General features: G+C 59.4%; 12 protein-coding genes. 4 read left to right on the forward strand and 8 right to left on the reverse strand.

Annotated elements, in window-relative coordinates:
• Positions 1 to 134 precede the first annotated feature (134 nt).
• The gene (locus AC1MBU_RS03900) at positions 135 to 497 is read right to left on the reverse strand and encodes a hypothetical protein (RefSeq protein WP_479788673.1); all 363 of its coding nucleotides are present in this window, start codon (positions 495 to 497) and stop codon (positions 135 to 137) included.
• A 202-nt stretch (positions 498 to 699) separates the two neighbouring features.
• Between AC1MBU_RS03900 and AC1MBU_RS03905 the strand changes: the two genes are divergently transcribed.
• Both AC1MBU_RS03905 and AC1MBU_RS03910 read left to right on the forward strand, forming a co-directional pair.
• Positions 700 to 975, forward strand: coding sequence for a PLDc N-terminal domain-containing protein (locus tag AC1MBU_RS03905; RefSeq protein ID WP_479788677.1), 276 nt, complete (start codon positions 700 to 702; stop codon positions 973 to 975).
• A gap of 646 nt (positions 976 to 1,621) precedes the next feature.
• A protein-coding gene (locus tag AC1MBU_RS03910; RefSeq protein ID WP_479788679.1) for an IS3 family transposase occupies positions 1,622 to 2,769 on the forward strand; the annotation gives its coding sequence in 2 pieces (ribosomal slippage) (positions 1,622 to 1,895 and positions 1,895 to 2,769; 1,149 coding nt in all).
• Between the two features lie 250 nt (positions 2,770 to 3,019).
• Here AC1MBU_RS03910 and AC1MBU_RS03915 read toward each other — a convergent pair.
• The 6 genes from AC1MBU_RS03915 to AC1MBU_RS03940 form a co-directional block, all read right to left on the reverse strand.
• On the reverse strand, positions 3,020 to 3,217 hold the full coding sequence (locus AC1MBU_RS03915; protein WP_479788681.1) for a hypothetical protein: 198 nt from the start codon (positions 3,215 to 3,217) through the stop codon (positions 3,020 to 3,022).
• Between the two features lie 589 nt (positions 3,218 to 3,806).
• A protein-coding gene (locus tag AC1MBU_RS03920; RefSeq protein WP_479788025.1) for an IS3 family transposase occupies positions 3,807 to 4,951 on the reverse strand; the annotation gives its coding sequence in 2 pieces (ribosomal slippage) (positions 3,807 to 4,675 and positions 4,675 to 4,951; 1,146 coding nt in all).
• Between the two features lie 370 nt (positions 4,952 to 5,321).
• Positions 5,322 to 5,765, reverse strand: a complete 444-nt coding sequence (locus tag AC1MBU_RS03925; RefSeq protein WP_479788683.1) for a type III secretion system chaperone family protein — start codon at positions 5,763 to 5,765, stop codon at positions 5,322 to 5,324.
• A 1,089-nt stretch (positions 5,766 to 6,854) separates the two neighbouring features.
• Positions 6,855 to 7,010 (reverse strand): hypothetical protein, encoded by a 156-nt coding sequence (locus tag AC1MBU_RS03930; RefSeq protein WP_479788685.1) that lies wholly within the window; start codon positions 7,008 to 7,010, stop codon positions 6,855 to 6,857.
• A gap of 884 nt (positions 7,011 to 7,894) precedes the next feature.
• The gene (locus AC1MBU_RS03935; protein ID WP_479788687.1) at positions 7,895 to 8,230 is read right to left on the reverse strand and encodes a winged helix-turn-helix domain-containing protein; all 336 of its coding nucleotides are present in this window, start codon (positions 8,228 to 8,230) and stop codon (positions 7,895 to 7,897) included.
• Between the two features lie 1,171 nt (positions 8,231 to 9,401).
• A complete protein-coding gene (locus AC1MBU_RS03940) occupies positions 9,402 to 10,700 on the reverse strand; it encodes an MFS transporter (protein WP_479788689.1) in 1,299 nt (432 codons plus the stop codon).
• A 941-nt stretch (positions 10,701 to 11,641) separates the two neighbouring features.
• On the opposite strand from AC1MBU_RS03940, the gene AC1MBU_RS03945 reads away from it, so the two are divergent.
• Both AC1MBU_RS03945 and AC1MBU_RS03950 read left to right on the forward strand, forming a co-directional pair.
• A protein-coding gene (locus tag AC1MBU_RS03945; protein ID WP_479788025.1) for an IS3 family transposase occupies positions 11,642 to 12,786 on the forward strand; the annotation gives its coding sequence in 2 pieces (ribosomal slippage) (positions 11,642 to 11,918 and positions 11,918 to 12,786; 1,146 coding nt in all).
• Between the two features lie 507 nt (positions 12,787 to 13,293).
• Positions 13,294 to 14,438, forward strand: a protein-coding gene (locus AC1MBU_RS03950) for an IS3 family transposase (protein WP_479788025.1) whose coding sequence is annotated in 2 segments (ribosomal slippage) — positions 13,294 to 13,570 and positions 13,570 to 14,438 — 1,146 coding nt in all. Because the reading frame shifts where the segments join, the coding sequence is not laid out codon by codon here.
• Between the two features lie 159 nt (positions 14,439 to 14,597).
• Here the strand turns inward: AC1MBU_RS03950 and AC1MBU_RS03955 are convergent.
• Positions 14,598 to 15,158, reverse strand: a complete 561-nt coding sequence (locus AC1MBU_RS03955) for a uridine kinase family protein (protein WP_479788691.1) — start codon at positions 15,156 to 15,158, stop codon at positions 14,598 to 14,600.
• Positions 15,159 to 15,374: the final 216 nt, after the last annotated feature.

Here is a 15,374-nt window from a genome sequence, read left to right on the forward strand (position 1 = left end):
CGTTTCGGTGGGAGCATGGCTCAATTTCTTGGCAGATTTCGTGCTGATCCAACTTGGCACGTCGGACCGTGTTTATTGCAGGTCGGTCACGACAAAGCTCCCCGCCCGTCCAGGCAGACGTTCGTTGACACCACTCAAGGTCTTTCTTCGGCTGAGATTCCTACCCATTCAACGGTTTCTTCTGGCCGCACAAGGCCGCGGGCCCATTCAGTGCACATCGCAATACCGCGTCCTGTGGGTTCAAGGATTTCGTCGTTCACAATGATCTGTGCCATCTCCTGGGTTGAAAGCTCGTTTCCGAAGAGAGCTCCGAATTGGGGAACGTTATACATCCGGCCGAGGATGGGACCGGTTTCTGTCTCTCGGTAAAGCACGACCAGCGAATCGTCGGACAGAGCACGTCCACCGACCCAGAGAACTTCAGGTAGTAAGAACGGTTCGCGTCGATCGAGCAGTTCTTCTATCGAGTGAAGAAGCGAATGCGCATCAGTAGGCATGGTCGTTACTCTCTGCAGTCTTCGGCCGAGGCACCAAGTTGCTCGTGAGACAGATCTGAATCACGTGACGATGGCTCACTTTTCGGCCGTCATCGATAACCAGCGGGGCAGGGATACTTGACACACTGAAATTGTGGCAAGCCTCCGTCTAGGGTTGAGGTAGGTTTCGTACAGGACGGACGGAAGTACTAGGGGAACTGTAATGCTGGCATGGACAACTCAAAGCTCCAACCCGCTCATCCCAAATCAGTGGGAATTCACTGTCCTAGGGATTGGACTGCTCGCGCTACTCCTATTCGTCGTAACTCTTATCGACATTGCGCGCTCCCGCCGACTCACCGGACTTGCACGGGCCGTGTGGGCGCTCCTCGTGCTCGCCTTGCCCCTAGTGGGCCCACTTCTGTGGCTCGTCATCGGTCGCTCCGGCAACGCCGCAACCCGCGGTGTCAAGACGAGCCCCGCCAGCAGCGCCAGATGAAGACCTAGTTCTTACTGGCACGGTAAGGGATCCGACCGGCTGCGATGTCCGGGTCTAGGCTGAGGTGACTCAGCTTGAATCACCGCAGGTGCGCGTATGCCGACGGAGGCCCTTATGAATATCGAGTCCCCGATAGATCCTCGCTCGACTCCCTTGGAGCAATACGAAACGTCCTTCGAAGTGAGGGACTGGTTCAGCATCGGTATCGGTGGACCTGCTGAGGCTGAGACCTCCGCTCGGATAACCGAGGCTTCTATCTGGGAAGTCCTTGAATGGGCTCGCCAACCAAGGGAACCGCGACCTGTTGCTAGTTTCATCTGGGCAGTAGAAGCGAGTGGGCCCACCAGGATCTTGCTTGGCGTATTGGATTGGTCGGAGGACATCTCTCAGCCGCCAGTGCAACGCGCCACTTTGCCGGAGCCGGACTCAGACGAGGGGTGGAAATACTTCAACCGCCACCAATAGGGCGCGGTGAGGGATGAGCTCTCGACGGCGCCACAATGATGGGCGGCCGGCGGATGGATGAGTGCGCCCTTCACCCTCTGGCTAGTTGAGGGCAGTACAGTTGGTTGGGTCCCTGGGTAGGAGTCCGGTGACTGTGTGAGTTTCGCATCCGATAATGGGTGCAGGAGGAAATTCACAGATTATGGCACGTAGGCATACCCCGGATCAGGTCGTCGCGAAGGTCCGGCAGGGGCAGAAAATGCTCAATGACGGCAAGCCGATGATCGAGGTCATCAAGGAGCTGCAGGTCACCGAGGCAACCTGGTACCGGTGGCTGCAGCAGTACGGCTCCGAGCAGAACGCAGCCCAAACCAAAGCGGTCAAGGACTTGGAGAAGGAAAACGCCCGGCTGAAGCGGTTGCTGGCCGAGAAGGAACTGGCCATCGACATCCTGAACGAGGTGGCTAAGGGAAAATTCTGAGCCCCGAACCTCGCCGCCGGGCAGTGCGCATGGCGGTGGAGAAGTTCGGGGCGTCCGAGAGATTCGCGTGCAAGGTGCTGGGTCAGAACCGTTCCGCGCTGCGCAAGTCACGCCCAGCGGTCAGCTTCGAGGAAGCCCGGCTACGCGCGGCGTTGCGGGCCATCGCCGGGGAGCATCCGGCGTGGGGGTGGCGGAAGGCTCGTTGGCATCTGCTGGCCCAGCCGGAGTGGGCTGGCGTGGTGCTCAACGCTAAGCGGGTGCGCCGGCTCTGGCGGGCCGAGGGACTGACCTGTAAACCGAGGGCGCGTAAGCGTCGCCGCACCGGGCCCGGCGCCGGGGAGCAGAAGCGGCTGAAGGCCGAGTACCCGATGCATGTGATCAGCTTCGACTTCCAATCCGATGTGACCTCCTGCGGGAGGCATGTCCGGTTCTTCAACGTCATTGACGAGTACACCCGGACCGCCCTGGCGATCGTTCCGCGCAGGTCCTTCACCGCCACCGATGTAGTCGCGGTGCTGGAGAACATCATCGCCGAAACCGGCGTCACCCCAACCTATGTGCGCTCCGACAACGGACCGGAATTCACCGCCGCAGCGCTGGTCAACTGGTGCGCCACTGCCGGGGTAGATACGGCGTTCATTGACCCGGGATCGCCTTGGCAGAACGGGTTCGCCGAGTCATTCAACGCCCAATTCAGAAGGGAACAACTCACTGGGGAAACCATCGACACCATGGCCGAAGCGAAGTACTTGGCCGAGGAATGGAAGAACATCTACAATCATGAACGGCCCCACGGGTCCCTCGACGGCATGACGCCGAAACAGTACTGGGACATCTGGACGCAGAAAAATCAACTAGCTATCGCATAGCCACTGGACTGCTAACCGGGACCCAATTACAGTAACCTCAACCTCCATCGTTGAGGCCTGGCCGCAAATAGGGGGAAGCAGCATGACGAGACTTTGGAGCGTAACGAAGCGGTCGAGAAAAATCGTCTGGCGCACAGCTCTCGTGGGCGTCGCTGCCATCGTTTCACTCATGCTGTGGCTGAGTTTAGATAGGCCACTTCGGGCCGGTGGTGCTCCTTCGGAGGTTTGTGTGCCTGTGCCCGGTGAGGGGTTAGCCGCCTTTGGTGATGTCATCCATAACGACAGCGCCCGGGAGCTGACGATCACCGGAGTGGAACTTGTCAGCGCGGACAATCTCGTTCATGCGGATAGCTACCTGATGGTGATCGATGAGACAACCGATGATGCTGTCCTCGGAGGGGGCAGTACTGCCCTGGATAGTCCAGAGGACGTCGCAGATTGGAAGCACCGCACCAGGCTGGGGAAGGTTGTCCTAGAACCTGGGGAGGCGGCCAACGTCATTGTCGCTCTGTCCCTGGCAAATCCTGAGACGAATGGGACATCCGAAGCTCTACGAATTTCTTACACGGACGGAATGCGCAGGCTCACCGCTGACAACACGTTGAAAATGCTGCTTACGAACAAGCAATCCTGCTCCTAATCGCCGCTGATGTCGGCGGTAACCATTCACCCGTGGCTCACCGCGCGGGTGGTGCGCGGTGAGCGATCCCTCACCGGGCATTGCTTCATCCGACAGAGTAACCCTTGAAACACCTAACCGCGTTGTCGCGGAGCCCGGTTTTTTCGGCGCATTCTCGAGGTCCGCGCGGGGGGACCGCCGAGACCTTCTGGGACGAGTCGCGAGGCAACTAGGCCGCCAAGGACGAGGGCGAGCGTAACTAGGGCGAGGGTTAGCCCAATACCGAATGGCTCTTCGTCCCAGTCCTCAGGTGAGCCCACAGCGATAGGGCGCGACTCGTCCTCCGGGTCAACGACGAACCTGACAGCAGATCCCAGGGTCTCATCGGGACTGCCCCGGCTTTAGTTGACTCGGGGTCTTAGGCCGCGGTGAGCGCGGACCGGTTGATTGTTTCATATTCGACTGGCGTGAGTTTCCCCAGACGCCGCTGCCGGCGTCGGCGGTGGTAAGACCGCTCGATCCATGTCGTGATGGCGAGGCGCAGATCCTGCCGTGTGAGCCAGCGTTGACGGTCAAGGACGTTCTTCTGCAGCAGCGAGAAAAACGATTCCATGGCGGCGTTATCCGCGCACGCGCCGACCCGGCCCATCGAACCGGTCAGCCCGTGATGACGCAGTGATTCCACGAAACGGCGCGACCGGAACTGGGAACCGCGATCGGAATGCACCACTGTCCCTGCAGGGCGGCGTGCCCGTACGGCGTTCTCCAACGCCGCGACTGCCAGCGATGATTTCATGCGGGCGTCCATCGAGTAGCCAACGATCCTGCCGGAGTAGACGTCTTTCACCGCGCAGAGGTAGAGCTTGCCCTCGGTGGTGGGGTGCTCGGTGATGTCCGTGAGCCACAGTTCGTTCGGTGCTGTAGCGGCGAAGTCCCGTTCCACCAGGTCATCATGAACCGGTGGCCCGGGCTTGCGGTTCAGGCCTCGTTTCTTGGAGAACACCGACCAGATGCCATGGTCCCGGCACAGGCGCTGGACCCTGTTCTCGCCGGCTGTGACGCCCTTTTCTGGGAGTTCGTCGGCGATGAACCGGTACCCGAACGCCGGGTCGTCGGCGTGAATGTCCAGGGCGGCATTGATCAGGTGGGCGTCCGACCAGTCCCGGTCGGTCACCGGGTTGGCTCTCCACCGGTAATAGCCTTGCTTGCTGAACTTCAACACCCTGCAGGTCACCGCCACGGGAATCCCTTCGGCGGCAAGATCCGTGACCAGCGGGTACGTCATTTTGGGTTGATGTCCCTCGCCAGGTAGGCGGCGGCACGACGCAGGATCTCGTTCTCCTGCTCCAATAAACGGTTGCGTTTCTTCAGATCCCGCATCTCCGCGGACTCCGCAACCGCCGGACCAGCGCCTGCATCCTTCCGATCAGCTATCGCCATCCAGCGCTTCAACGTCGTGACCGACAGCCCGAAATCCTTCGCTATTTGAGTTAGCGGGGCCTCGCCCTTCCGGGCCACATCAATAACATCCTGGCGGAACTCCGCCCCATAAGCCGTGGGCATGGTCAACATCCTTCCACGAGCACAAGCTCGCTAGGTCAAGGAGTCAACAAAACCGGGGGCAGTCCCTATTGGATCATTCGATTGGCTGTGAAACACGGGGTGCGGTCGTACTACGACGGAGTCGACCGCGGGCCAAACTCCAGGTAGCGTTCGCGGCGGCCTCTTGTCTGCCGCCCGTCTCATTAGTCCGTGTTGTCTTCTCGGAATGGAACGCTTGCGTCGGCGGAGAGCATTTGTGTTCTCCCGGATCGCGCCACAAGGAAGATGCTCCCAGGGGCAAGGTCTTACGGATGGCCTATCAACGGGGATCTCAAGCGCGCAGCCCTGAGAACAGGGCTGCTGTCAGTCGCGATCGCTCAGCGCACGCTGTTTACCTGGCGAGCAAGTTGTCACTGATTTTCGTCCATCCCTCTTCTTCGAGGTCGCCAGTCGTGTATCCATCGGTCACGAGCGTGACTGATTCAGGGATGCCGATAGTGGTGTTGGTGATGACTCTGCCGGCGCCTGTGCCGCAGGCGGTTCCCCACGCTGCTTCGTCCTGCCCCTTAGTACGAATGACGCAGAAGCCGGGGTCTTCATCCTGCCTGGCAATGAAATATGTGATGCCGTCCTGCTCTGCTACTCGCCGGACGGAATCGAGGTCAAGATTCTGAGGAGAAACGTATTCGGGGAGCTTGTCTTCGGCGGTTGCGTCTCGATCAAGAGCAGATATTCCGTCGCCACCGCTACAACCAGTAATCGACAAGAGAATTACCGCCCCAATTATGACTGCCGTATAGCGCTTCAACTGCACGTCGCCCCCTTCGATCCGCATTGTTCCTTGCAGGCTATCGGGCAAGCGGCGGATCGCTGAGCTAGATGCCGTTATGCGTCTCTTCAACGCCGCTCATAGATTGATCCCTTAACGCGCGGTTCTTTGGGGTCTACCTGCGAAACTGCGCTTCGTGCCAAGCTGAAGGTCAGTAGTCGTCCCGAGCTCAACGTCCCGGGCTAACTAGCCGACATGGATCACGAATCGGAAGTGAGCTTTCACAGCACGATTTCACCCTGAGCTAGGAGCCGGGCATGGGGTTAGCCGGGACAACGCGCCCATCTGCAAGGGTCAGACTTTCGACGACTAGCCCGTCAGGTAAGCGAACCCCTTCTAGGGCAAGACTCAACAAGCCATCGTTTGGGGGATCGTGGGCCGAGGTGTATGCGTAAGTTAAGTTCTCAGGGAGCTCACCTAAGTCCGCCTCGGTGGGAAATTGGATATTGAGCGAGGCTTCTTGCGCGGATTCCTCGCATAGTTGAATGGAACCATCAGGATGAACGAGGCCAATATTGCTAAAGGTACGCTCGGGCGTCTCTGCGGCGTACCACCTGTACCCAGACAGGAAGTGGATGCTTGAGGATCCGCCGGTTTGCGATGTCTCTCCAATGGCATCGCACGCGTTTGGTATCGCCGGAGCACGCTTAGCTGTGGTCTGACCCTCCTCGGGGAGAGGAGCGTCACGGTTCATAGTCAGAAATGCGAACCCACCCAACAACACGACCGCTGCGAGGCCACCCACCACGATTCGTTTCCGGATCGGATCTACAGGTTGCTCGGCGCGTTGAAGCGGCGGTTCGCCCAGCGGATCCGTTCCGAGCTCGATGATCTGGACGCCCTCATCCTGGCGCACCAATCGATCCTGCCCTTCGCTCTTCCCCACCTCTCAATCTTATGCGCAGCGCCAGCTGAAGCTTGAACCCCCTCGTGAGCGTTTCTCTCCTAACCCGGTGGGGCGGTGACCCGCCCGATAGTCGGTCGCTCAGAGCCCGTAAGTCGAACCCGACCGGGCAGAACGTGGCCCAGTCAAACTTGGGACTCTGAACCTCGCCCCGTAGGTTCCTAATGATTGCTATGGCATTTGGGACGGTCTCAGTTGCCAGCCCTCGGTACTGATTCTTTGCCTGCCAGATATGGCCAAGTGATGATGAGCGCAACTACAAGGCCGCCAAGCAGCCCGCCCAACGCGGTGAGAGGCCCGAGCGAGAGTGTGATGATGAGTGCAGGGACGATGAGGGCAGCTGCCATTGCCCAAAATGCATGGGCCCGTTCGGGTCTGTCGGATCGTATCCAATTGGCGACGACCATTGCCAAGAGAAAAGCGGCCAGTCCGGCCACACTTGACCAGTAACCTCTATCGCCTGGGTTGGGAAAGAGGGCAAAGATACCAGCGCCCGCGAGAACCCCCAGGAACCAGACGAGAACCATAGCTCCGAACTTCTTCAAGTCATCACCTCTTGCGCCGCCAGCGGCATCGCTAAGCATCCGCACCGCTGGTCCTGCAGTCAGGGTAACAGTGGCTTTGAACAAGCGCACGAGTAGGGCTACCCGAAAATATCAGTGCTCCTGTTGCTTCGCATGCAGTAACCCCCAGCGCGATACCTTCCGGACCGGTTTAAGATCTGGCAGGGGAAGCTACGTATTCCGGTTATGCGGTTCCACGCCATGTTCCAATCGCGCCCAAAGCCGATCACGGTCGGGACCGATAACGGCTGTTGCATCGAGCCTTAAGTCGAAGCCGGTTCGAGGATGGGAAGTGACAAAGTGCCCGCCCCGCAGTTCCTCCGCAGTTGGCCAGTCAGGACCGTAGTCCTCCTCCAGGTATTCGTGCTTCCCATTGAGCCAGTGCACCTGTGTCCACATCTGCTCCTGCTTAACCAGAAGAAGGGAAACGACCGCATAGGCATGACTCCGGTGGTAACCCATCCCATAGGTTCACCGTTCAGCGACAGTTCCCACACCGCATCTCGGAATGCGTCCAAATGAGGGTCCTTCGGCCAGTCCACTTCGTCGAGCCTTTTGTCTAGCCAACCCATAAGTCAGTTCTAGCAGTCCGCGCCGCGAGCGACCAAGCAACGCAGGCGGTCCTGCGATGCGGCTTTAGCCGAACCTCCGACGAACGGGTGGATGGGTCACTGCAGGCCGCGCTGAATTTCCTGCAGAGCATCGATGTGTCCCTTGTATGCCTTTCGACCCGCGCGGGTGAGGCGGAAGACGGTCTGCGGCTTCTTGGCCAGAAATGACTTGTGCACCTCCAGGTAGCCGTGTTCCTCAAGGATCGCGGCGTGCTTGGACAGCAGCGCATAGCTGACCCCGAGTTCTTCCTTGAGGACCTGATATGTCGCGTCATCGACTGTGGACAGCGCGGCCATGATGGTGAACCGCATCGGGGAGTGCACCACCTCATCGAGCCGGGCCCTGGCCTCACCCAGGCTCACCTGCCCCGCACCGCCAACCACACCGCGCATGCGAACACAGGGGCAGTGAGAAGCAAGGCGGCCAGCAAGGCGATCCCAGCCGAAACATCATTTCCTCCGGCAACCCCTAAAACCTGTCCAGTGATCCCAGTACCTATCCCGAGCCACAACGCCACCAAGCCTTCAACCCTGTTGAAATGTCGAGGACGCACCGTCCGAACGCGGGCACGATGGAGGTTGAACAGTACTGCCAATAGCACCAGACCCCCGAATAAGAGAGGGCCGCGGGCACCGGACCACAGATCGCCCCCCACCATTAGGTAGACCACAACAAACACGGCACCTATAACTGCCCACAGGCCGAGGTTAAGTGCCTCGCGCAGGCTGGAGATCCGCTGCTTAGTGGGGTCTCCGTTCGCGGGAGGTGGCACTTCATCGCGGTGGAAGATACGCCCATTCATGTATACACACTATTGACAACTTAACGAACCGTCAACAACAATTTGTGGCGACGGGGACAGACGCTCGCGCAAGCGATGTAAGAGACCGCAGAAGACTTCTGCTAGCGCGGCAGCATTCTATGGCTCTCCCCGGTACTTTCGTTCGTTGCTGACGAAATACAGTGTGAGTCCTCCCAGCGCTACTATTCCGGTGACCAATATCAACCAGTTCGCTTCAGTAACACCGAAATAGATTCCCACGACAATGAAGAAAATGACCGGGATAGCCCCAAGGAGGGCCAATAATCGGGTTCGTTCCTTATAGGTCCAGACCTGCCCTCGTTTAGGTAACATTCATCCTCCAGCGGAACGAAAATCATCAAGCATGTTGGATCCAAGTAGACCGAAGCCTATAGGCCGAGCGGCCAGACTTGAAGGTCTCCGTCCGAGTCGCTGGTTCATCTCCTAGAGCGTCATCATCAGGATCCTTCACCGCGCTCTGGTTACTTCGCTGTGTTCTCCGAAGGATCCGTGAGTTGGTCGCGTTTCGTTTGAGCTTGCCGTATCCCGTCACGCACCGCAGCTCGCACCACCCCATACAGCACATAGAAGAAGACGCCTGCGACGACGAGGCCTAGGACAATTGTGTTGAGCGCTCCAGCATCCACAGGCCGACCTTATCCCGCATCTGAGCCGTGCTCCACCGCGATCCCTCAACGAACGTCCGCACAGGCACGACTGTTGCAGTGAATGGAGCCTGGTTCTCACTCTCTGTCGTCGGTTCAACCATTTGCATGTCCGGAGCTGGCCGATTGGTGTCGCTGCAGGAGCACTGGGATCACCACGATGGCTGAGATTGCTACCCAGGTCCACATCACTTGGGTAAGGCCCCAACTGTCTCCGAGTAGCCCACCGATTATGCCGACGAACGGGACGAGTCCCATTGTGGCGACGATCCTAAAGCCCTGTTGCCTGCCCATCATCTCCGGTGGTGTGAGTCGGGCCAGGATGGTGAACGCCAGAGCGTTGTACGCAACGACGAGTGCCCCGTACCCCACAGCATGGGAGAGGACAAGAACGACGGAAGCGTTTAAGAAGATGGAAGCCAATGGTAGAGGTACGACGAGGAATGGGAAGAGAACGGCCACGGTCAGCAAGGAGCGCCGCTCACCCCATCTGCTCACCAGGGATGGAACGATCAGAGACCCGACAAGACCCCCGACTGCGGCCATCGAGAAGAGAAAACCGATCAACGCAGGATCGAACGCAAGCGCTCTTACGTAGTAGACCATTTCCACTGCTGAGCCCAGGGCAAGACCCACATTGAGCAGAGCCGAGGACACGATGAGCAACAGGATCGGCCGGTTCCGCAGCGTGAAAGCGGTTCCCTCGCGCAGCGAAACACGCAAAGGAGTTTTCCGGGTAGTCGGCTCCACCTCACTGGCAGGTTCCCGTCCGCGCAACCCGAGAATCAGCGCTAGCGCTGACAGGATTGCGGTGCCGGCAGCTAGAACCAGAGCGAACGGCGCGGCGATGACGCTCATCAAGAGCCCCGTCAGCCCAGGCATAGCCACCTCAGCAGCGGATTCGACTGTCTGCCGGCGGGAAAAGCCAGCGGCAAGGAAGTCCTTAGCCACAATTGCGGGCAGCACGCTGCCGCTTGCTATCCCGAACACCATGCCGGTGAGCCCGACGATGAACGAGGCGAGGAGGAGATGGGGGAAGGATAAGGCGCCGAGCAGCCAGGCGATGGGGATGCTGCCGATGAACGCTCCACCGGTGAGCATTGAGGCGACCATGACGTTTTGCCGGTCAAAGCGGTCCACAAGCATCCCGGCCGGAATGCCGAATACGAGAAAGCAGATGCTCGAGGCGGCGTTGAGGATTCCGATCTCGGTGGCTGAAGCGCCGAGGGCGTAGATTGCGACCAGATCGGTGGCGATATTCAGGATGCCAGTTGTTACAGCACCTAGGGCTACTGCGGATAGAAGAACACGGAAACGAGGGTTATGCCTGAATGAGGCAGTTTCTGATTTTGATTCCGCCGGGTCCGGGCGGTTTTTGGGCATATTGATAGACATGGAGTCTTCCGCTCATAACAAAGTGGGCTTTCTGGATTGAAGGGAAAATTCGTCAGTCAGAAAGCGATACGAGCGATAAACGCGACAGCCATGAACCCCATGGAAAAGGACGCTATAGGACTACCGTCGCAATTGTCCAGCACCCTAGAAAGCGGACCGGCGAACAGGAACGCGGCTCAGCTCCCGAGATCGGTCAGAGGCCCAGCCCGCTCGGGACAACCGTTAGAGCGGCGGCAAGACGACAGTTGTTCCATCGCTGTACTCAATGGTGACCCCGTGAGTGCGATCGATTTCTGTTGGGGTGATCAGCACATGGGTGCGCGGGGCCATGTCAGCTGAGCACGCGGCAGCTTCTCGACGATCCGTACCAACTAAGCGATAAGAGTCGACGACCTCGATCGACGACGGAAATGCGGGGCAGCTTGAACTTCCCGCGATTACTATGGCGAACTTAGCGCCTCCATCAAGCCATCCAGCCCTAGGAAAGGGATAGGACGAATCCTGCGGCACGGAACTCTGCTCTGCGGTGATTGCCTCCGCGGGAAGTGGACCTTGCATCTCTGACTCGGCAATCGATCCGGGCGAGACGGACTGCTTCACGGTCGATTCGGGTATGGGGGCCCCTGGTTCGGCTGCACACCCCGCTAGCCCTACAGCGATTGCAATCATTCCGAACCAAATAATTCTCCCCATAGCACGAGGTTACGAGATACAGGCCGGGACGTCACTCACCTTGACGATGCCTGACTCGCTGGCTGACGCCGGGACGATGAAACACGGTCATGAGCCGGAACCTTGGCGCGCATTCGATCCCTCAGCGCCCAGTCGGGGAGCTCGATCTTGCAGCCGCTAGTACGGTTGCATTATGGGGAAACGGGACTGCCCCCGGTTTTGTTGACTCCTTGACCTAGCGAGCTTGTGCTCGTGGAAGGATGTTGACCATGCCCACGGCTTATGGGGCGGAGTTCCGCCAGGATGTTATTGATGTGGCCCGGAAGGGCGAGGCCCCGCTAACTCAAATAGCGAAGGATTTCGGGCTGTCGGTCACGACGTTGAAGCGCTGGATGGCGATAGCTGATCGGAAGGATGCAGGCGCTGGTCCGGCGGTTGCGGAGTCCGCGGAGATGCGGGATCTGAAGAAACGCAACCGTTTATTGGAGCAGGAGAACGAGATCCTGCGTCGTGCCGCCGCCTACCTGGCGAGGGACATCAACCCAAAATGACGTACCCGCTGGTCACGGATCTTGCCGCCGAAGGGATTCCCGTGGCGGTGACCTGCAGGGTGTTGAAGTTCAGCAAGCAAGGCTATTACCGGTGGAGAGCCAACCCGGTGACCGACCGGGACTGGTCGGACGCCCACCTGATCAATGCCGCCCTGGACATTCACGCCGACGACCCGGCGTTCGGGTACCGGTTCATCGCCGACGAACTCCCAGAAAAGGGCGTCACAGCCGGCGAGAACAGGGTCCAGCGCCTGTGCCGGGACCATGGCATCTGGTCGGTGTTCTCCAAGAAACGAGGCCTGAACCGCAAGCCCGGGCCACCGGTTCATGATGACCTGGTGGAACGGGACTTCGCCGCTACAGCACCGAACGAACTGTGGCTCACGGACATCACCGAGCACCCCACCACCGAGGGCAAGCTCTACCTCTGCGCGGTGAAAGACGTCTACTCCGGCAGGATCGTTGGCTACTCGATGGACGCCCGCATGAAATCATCGCTGGCAGTCGCGGCGTTGGAGAACGCCGTACGGGCACGCCGCCCTGCAGGGACAGTGGTGCATTCCGATCGCGGTTCCCAGTTCCGGTCGCGCCGTTTCGTGGAATCACTGCGTCATCACGGGCTGACCGGTTCGATGGGCCGGGTCGGCGCGTGCGCGGATAACGCCGCCATGGAATCGTTTTTCTCGCTGCTGCAGAAGAACGTCCTTGACCGTCAACGCTGGCTCACACGGCAGGATCTGCGCCTCGCCATCACGACATGGATCGAGCGGTCTTACCACCGCCGACGCCGGCAGCGGCGTCTGGGGAAACTCACGCCAGTCGAATATGAAACAATCAACCGGTCCGCGCTCACCGCGGCCTAAGACCCCGAGTCAACTAAAGCCGGGGCAGTCCCAACTTTTATTGAGGTTCGCTACGGCGGTCTTAGGTGTAGGGCTTTTGTCGGCGTGTGGTTCTTCGTATGGCACGCCTGAACGAGAAGAGAGTTTTTCAGTTCAAAGCGGGCAATGTGATGCGCGCTGGTGGCTTGAGCCACTGGCAGACGAGGTTCCCAAAGAGGCATCCAACATAGCCCTGCAATCGCTTCAGGAATCTGATGTTTCTTCTGCCGAGCTGCAGGAATGGAAAAAGATTTTGTCGGAGTCCGACTCGAGCGAAGATCGCCAGATACCCGCGTATCGGCTCGAAGGCTATGCCTACGTCGAGGCAGTTAGAGCTGATGTTCGCGCGGGATTAGCGGCGGCTGGTTATCCGGATTCACCCACGCGCCTCATCGAAGTTTATTCAGACTCGGACTGTAGCCCGGGACTGCCCCCGGTTTTGTTGACTCCTTGACCTAGCGAGCTTGTGCTCGTGGAAGGATGTTGACCATGCCCACGGCTTATGGGGCGGAGTTCCGCCAGGATGTTATTGATGTGGCCCGGAAGGGCGAGGCCCCGCTAACTCAAATAGCGAAGGATTTCGGGCTGTCGGTCACGACGTTGAAGCGCTGGATGGCGATAGCTGATCGGAAGGATGCAGGCGCTGGTCCGGCGGTTGCGGAGTCCGCGGAGATGCGGGATCTGAAGAAACGCAACCGTTTATTGGAGCAGGAGAACGAGATCCTGCGTCGTGCCGCCGCCTACCTGGCGAGGGACATCAACCCAAAATGACGTACCCGCTGGTCACGGATCTTGCCGCCGAAGGGATTCCCGTGGCGGTGACCTGCAGGGTGTTGAAGTTCAGCAAGCAAGGCTATTACCGGTGGAGAGCCAACCCGGTGACCGACCGGGACTGGTCGGACGCCCACCTGATCAATGCCGCCCTGGACATTCACGCCGACGACCCGGCGTTCGGGTACCGGTTCATCGCCGACGAACTCCCAGAAAAGGGCGTCACAGCCGGCGAGAACAGGGTCCAGCGCCTGTGCCGGGACCATGGCATCTGGTCGGTGTTCTCCAAGAAACGAGGCCTGAACCGCAAGCCCGGGCCACCGGTTCATGATGACCTGGTGGAACGGGACTTCGCCGCTACAGCACCGAACGAACTGTGGCTCACGGACATCACCGAGCACCCCACCACCGAGGGCAAGCTCTACCTCTGCGCGGTGAAAGACGTCTACTCCGGCAGGATCGTTGGCTACTCGATGGACGCCCGCATGAAATCATCGCTGGCAGTCGCGGCGTTGGAGAACGCCGTACGGGCACGCCGCCCTGCAGGGACAGTGGTGCATTCCGATCGCGGTTCCCAGTTCCGGTCGCGCCGTTTCGTGGAATCACTGCGTCATCACGGGCTGACCGGTTCGATGGGCCGGGTCGGCGCGTGCGCGGATAACGCCGCCATGGAATCGTTTTTCTCGCTGCTGCAGAAGAACGTCCTTGACCGTCAACGCTGGCTCACACGGCAGGATCTGCGCCTCGCCATCACGACATGGATCGAGCGGTCTTACCACCGCCGACGCCGGCAGCGGCGTCTGGGGAAACTCACGCCAGTCGAATATGAAACAATCAACCGGTCCGCGCTCACCGCGGCCTAAGACCCCGAGTCAACTAAAGCCGGGGCAGTCCCCCCGACGAGCTGATGTGAGGCCGTGCAGCACCCGAATCGAATCGCGGCGGATCCTCCACCGTGCCTTATTTTGTTGCTAGGCCCGTCTGGCGGGCAGTCAGTTCATGGCCCACATGCGCAGTGCCTGTTATGAACTGCTATCGATCAGAACGTCGGCGCGTTCTATTGTGCGGTCCTCCGCATAAAAGTTGTTCTCTCGCAGGGTGTAACTCTGCCAAAGTTCTCGGTGTGACTCACCATCCCGCGTGATTCCGCGTTCCAAACGTTGCGCAGCGGGAGCGTCAACCCACACACGGCAGGCTAGGGCCGTCGCGACATCCGACCTAGTTGATCCGACGCCTTCGATAATGATAATTGGGCTCCACTGAAGTTCTTTCCAGCCAGCCAAACCTTCTCCGAACTCGTCGCCAGCCCAGTCTCGGACCTGATAGCGAATGTCCTGACCGTCAAGAAGAGGGGTGATTACCTGGGCCTGAAATCGAGGCCACCAACTGTCGAAACTAACCCAGGTGAAGAAGTCGTCGATCTCCAGCACGGGCCACCCAAATTTTGCTGATAGCTCCCTAGCGACAGTGGATTTACCCGACCCGGCGGGTCCGTCGATACCGACCAGGCGCACGCCGGGAACAGGACTCTCCACCGTTATTGCGTATATCTGATCGAGTGTGTTCTCTACTGAGTCATTCATCAAGCCAGCCTTACACAAGCTCGCCAACGCGACCCATCTGCGATGCGTCGAAGACGCAGCAGGGCAGCCGAGACACTCCGCCCTTCTCTATCTCGTTTCCCGTGCCCAGTTGATCGGTCTCGGTACCCAGCACTTCGTGCTACATGCGGAGGAGATCAATCGCGGTGAACGTGGTGTGGTCTGTGGTACGGATCCCCATCTTCGGGTTCCCATTCG

The sequence above is a fragment of the Arthrobacter sp. PTI12 genome, from assembly GCF_056679915.1.